A 4,161-nucleotide genomic window follows, 5' to 3' on the forward strand; every position below is an offset into this window, starting at 1 on the left:
TCCGATGAGGGGGGACATCCGATGAGGGGGGACATCCGATGACGGATAACCGTTCGAGAAGCGGCGTGGCCGATCTGTGCGTGGTGATCCCGGCCCTCGACGAGGAAGCCCGCATAGGGCAGACGCTGAGCGCGCTGGCCGCGCAACGGTACCGGGACTTCGACGTCGTCGTCGTGGACAACATGTCCACCGACCGCACGGTGCAGCGGGTACGGGAGTTCTCCGCCGCCCATCCCGACATGTCCGTCGAGGTCGTCGAGGAACCGGAGAAGGGCACCGGGGCGGCTGCCGACACCGGGATGCGTTTCGCCGCGGCACGCGGCGCGACCCGCCTCGCGCGGACCGACGCCGACTGCCTCCCCGATCCGAACTGGACCGCGGAACTCACCGCGGGGTTCGACGCGGGACTGCGGATGATCGCCGGCCGGATGCGTCCCCGTACCGACGAGGGGTTGTCGTGGTCACAGATGCTCGGGATGCGCACGATGTTCGTGCTCGGCACCTACCTCGGCAAGCTGAACCCCGACTTCCGCGGCCCGCAGTTCCACGGGCCGTACATCCTCACCCCGGGCTGCAACATGGCGATCACCGCGGAGCTGTACGAGGCCGCCGGCGGGTTTCCGCGCACCCGCATCGAGGACGAGCACGAGGACAAGGCCCTGCACGGCAGGGTGCGCATGCTGACCTCGGAATACGGCAAGCGCCGCGGGGCGGTCGTCTACGGGTCGTGCCGCCGCATCGCGGCGTGGGGGTACCGCAACACCTTCCTGTGGTACTACGACCACCGCTTCCGCCCGGAACACGTGGACATCCGGTGAGGTGCGCGGTGGCCGTCAGAGACGCTGCGCCATCTCCTCCTGGTACTGGCGGATCGTTTCCTCGATCTGCTCGGCGTCGTCTGTTCGGTTCTCGTGCCGTGCTGTCTCGGCGCGCTCGCGGAGCACCCGAATCGCACGCCGAAGTTCGTCGTCACTCATCCTGTGTTCCATGTCACCCAGTCTTCCCAATTTCGTTGTGACCTGCCACCGGATCGGATGCCGTTGCGATAACGGTCCAGCCGGCGGTCACGGATCGGGACGCCGAGCGCGAGGCCGGGACTACTCGGCGGCAGCGGCTTCGGTCTGCGCGTTCCAGACGAGTTCCCACAGGTGGCCGTCGGGGTCGGCGACGTATCCGGTGTACGAGCCGTCCTGCTCCTCGGCGGGGCCGGGCACCGAGCCGCCGGCCTCTCGCGCCCGCTCGATGGTTCGGTCCACTTCCTCCTTGTCGGCGATCGCGCAGGAGAAGATGCAGGTACCCGGCACCGGCTGTCCGCCGTCCTCGACGCCTCCGCGGACGGCGTACAGCGCGTACTCCTGCCGTTCGATCAGGAACAGTGAGAGGTTCGGCAACTCGATCGGGATGATCCCCTCGTCGATGCCCGGCGTCTCGAGCCCCAGTCCGTCGCGGTAGAACCGCAGCGTGCGCGTCAGATCGGTGACCGGCACGGAGACGACAACGGTTATGGGCCTCACGACGCGTCCTCCTCGATCGGGGTCTCGGGTGCCACCCAGTACACCCCGGTCGAGACAGCGGCGCACGATATCCGCCGTTCCGGGCAAATACAACGCACCCGCCCGACTGGGCCGAATACGAAGAAACCCTGCGCCCGTAGCGGGTGCAGGGTTGAAACCTCGTCGAGATGGTGGAGCTGAGGGGAATCGAACCCCTGACCTCTTCGATGCGAACGAAGCGCGCTACCAACTGCGCCACAGCCCCATCGGTCCCTCTCGGAACCGCTCGCAAACTCTAGCAAACCGATTGCCCATGCACGAAATCGCCTGGTCAAATGCGGTAACAGGGACAAGGATGGGGGACATGACCAGGCGTGAAACGTTCCAGGTCTCGTCCGATGCCGCCGAAGTCTACGAATCCCGATTCGTGCCGGCGCTGTTCGCCCAGTGGGCTCCACTCGTCGTCGAACAGGCCGCGGTCGCCGAGGGTCAGCGGATCCTCGATGTCGCCTGCGGGACGGGGGTGGTGGCCCGCGTAGCCGCCGACCGGGTCGGACCGCACGGCCGGGTCGTCGGCCTCGACCTGAACGCCGGCATGCTCGCGGTGGCCCGGCGCATCCGTCCCGACCTCGGGTGGTGCCTCGGCGACGCCGGCGCACTGCCGTTTCCCGACGACACGTTCGACGCCGCGCTGTGCCAGATGGCGCTGATGTTCTTCCCCGACCGTCGGCGAGCACTGACCGAGATGAACCGCGTCGCGCGCGGATTCACCGTGTGCGTGCCGGCGGCCCTGCCGGATCAGCCCGCCTACCGGCTGCTCGTCGAGGTGGCGGCGCGTCACGCCGGTCCCGACGCGGTGTCGCTGCTGAACACCTACTGGAGTTGCGGTGACCGCGACGAACTGACCGCGCTGGTCGGCGAGGCGGGCGCGAGCGTCGACCGGTGCACGACACACACCGGCACCGCCCGCTTCTCGTCACCGGAGACGTTCGTGGACACGGAAATCGACGGGAGCCCGCTCGCCGAGCGGATCGAACCTGTAACCCGCGAGGCCATCCGCCGCGACGTGAGGACCGAACTGGCCCGGTACGTGGAGGCGGACGGAACGGTGTCGGCACCCCTGGTGGCCCATGTCGTCACGGGCCGGCGCGGTCACTGACCGGACGCGCGGCGCACTTCGTAGTCCGGCTCCTCGCGGGGTCCGCGGGGTTCGCGAGGTTCGTGGGTGTCGACCTCGTCGGCGTAGGTGTCGAGATGTTCGAAGACCGGATCCTCGTCGTCCACCTCGAGGACGACGGCACCGGGGCGCCGCAGCCGCGACGGGATGAGGCGCAGTTCCTCGTCGCTGCGTGATTCGACGCCGAGGCGCGACCGCGCGAGACGGGCCATACGGCGACGACGGATCTCCTGCTCGAGCCGCACCTGCCGGCGCAGGTAGAACAGGTAGCCGATCAGCGCTGCCGTCGCCAGCGCGCACACCCACCACAGGGCCGGCGAGGCGATGAGGGCGAGCGCCGCGGTCATGATCGCCGCGAACAGCAGTCCGAGCACGGCGCGCTGCCGGAACTCGTACCGCGCCGCCCGGGCGACCGCGTCGGCGTGCGGATCGAAGCCGCCGCGACCGCGACGTGCGGGCACGAACTCACGGGCGGGAGCTCGATCGGCTTCTTCGGGTGGCCGCTCGTCGAGATCGACGAGTTCCTGAGTGTCCATGCTGTCCTCCGCGGGGCGGTCCACCCGACCGGCCGCCAACGGTGCGCGGCGACGGTCGCGACTGGGACGCCAGTTCGGGTCGCTGCGGTGACCGGCGGCCGGACCACGCGGGGTGATCGGGTCGTCGTCACCACGGTGCAGTACACGCGTAGCGAGCGCGGCGTCGGTCGTCTGGCGGATACGGGGGCGCTTCGTGACCAGCATCGGCACCAGGACGAACAGCCACACGGCAACGAGTCCGATCCACAGGAGCGAGTTCGGCATACCGGCGGCCCTCCTCCCAGTTGTCGCCTACCAGCCTGTCGACGCCACTGACCTAGTCAGGCTAATGGCATCCGCTCGGTCACCCCGACAGAAACGCCGGACTCATGTGATAACTACTGCAACACGAGTCACGCCGAATCATGTGACACTTCCTTCACTCTAGTCACACGAATATATGTCCGCATGGGTATTACTACGCGATATGACCGTAATCTCCGTTACAGGTGGATATAGTGATCCGCCGATTCACGCCCAGCTGGCGCGACCGCTCCGGACGAGCCGGTCCGACACCGAACCCGGCACCTCCTCGACGGTCATCGCGACCAGCAGGTGGTCGCGGAAGGCGCCGTGCACGTCGAGATAGCGCCGCAGCAGCCCTTCCTCACGGAATCCGACGTTGCTGAGCACCGCGCGGCTCGCCGCGTTCTCCGGGCGCACGGTCGCCTCCACACGGTGCAGACCCACCGGGCCGAAGCAGTGGTCGAGCCCCAGCGCGACCGCCGCGGTCGCGACACCCATCCCGTTGACGTCCTTGCTGACCCAGTAACCGATCCAGGCGGACCGCAGAGCGCCGCGGACGATGTTGCCGACGGTGAGCTGCCCGCAGAACTGTCCGTCGAGTTCGATGGCCATCGGCAGCATGTGCCCCTTGCGGGCCTCGGCACGCAGACTCCGGTACATCCCGGGCCAC

General features: G+C 68.3%; 6 protein-coding genes and 1 tRNA gene. 2 read left to right on the forward strand and 5 right to left on the reverse strand.

The features are described 5' to 3' along the window. Positions 1–65: 65 nt before the first annotated feature. Positions 66–818 (forward strand): glycosyltransferase family 2 protein, encoded by a 753-nt coding sequence (locus I0Q12_RS13680; RefSeq protein WP_307846231.1) that lies wholly within the window; start codon positions 66–68, stop codon positions 816–818. Positions 819–833: 15 nt separating this feature from the next. Here I0Q12_RS13680 and I0Q12_RS13685 read toward each other — a convergent pair whose 3' ends face one another. From I0Q12_RS13685 to I0Q12_RS13695, 3 genes are all read right to left on the reverse strand, one after another. Further along, positions 834–977 (reverse strand): hypothetical protein, encoded by a 144-nt coding sequence (locus I0Q12_RS13685; protein ID WP_197252478.1) that lies wholly within the window; start codon positions 975–977, stop codon positions 834–836. Positions 978–1,097: 120 nt separating this feature from the next. Continuing rightward, positions 1,098–1,514, reverse strand: a complete 417-nt coding sequence (locus I0Q12_RS13690; RefSeq protein WP_197252444.1) for a VOC family protein — start codon at positions 1,512–1,514, stop codon at positions 1,098–1,100. 168 nt (positions 1,515–1,682) lie between these two features. Continuing rightward, positions 1,683–1,758: transfer RNA gene (locus tag I0Q12_RS13695), tRNA-Ala, on the reverse strand. A gap of 99 nt (positions 1,759–1,857) precedes the next feature. On the opposite strand from I0Q12_RS13695, the gene I0Q12_RS13700 reads away from it, so the two are divergent. Next, positions 1,858–2,652 carry a methyltransferase domain-containing protein gene (locus I0Q12_RS13700; protein ID WP_197252445.1) on the forward strand — a complete coding sequence of 265 codons (795 nt, stop codon included), beginning with the start codon at positions 1,858–1,860 and terminating at the stop codon, positions 2,650–2,652. Here the strand turns inward: I0Q12_RS13700 and glpR are convergent. Continuing rightward, a complete protein-coding gene (gene glpR, locus I0Q12_RS13705; RefSeq protein WP_197252446.1) occupies positions 2,646–3,470 on the reverse strand; it encodes a gephyrin-like molybdotransferase receptor GlpR in 825 nt (274 codons plus the stop codon). The two genes, I0Q12_RS13700 and glpR, sit on opposite strands and share 7 nt — an antisense overlap. Positions 3,471–3,716: 246 nt before the next feature. Beyond that, a partial coding sequence (locus I0Q12_RS13710) for a GNAT family N-acetyltransferase (protein WP_231610605.1) occupies positions 3,717–4,161 on the reverse strand: 445 nt, incomplete at its 5' end.

It is taken from the genome of Rhodococcus sp. CX (assembly GCF_015865005.1).
Taxonomy (GTDB): Bacteria; Actinomycetota; Actinomycetes; order Mycobacteriales; family Mycobacteriaceae; genus Rhodococcus.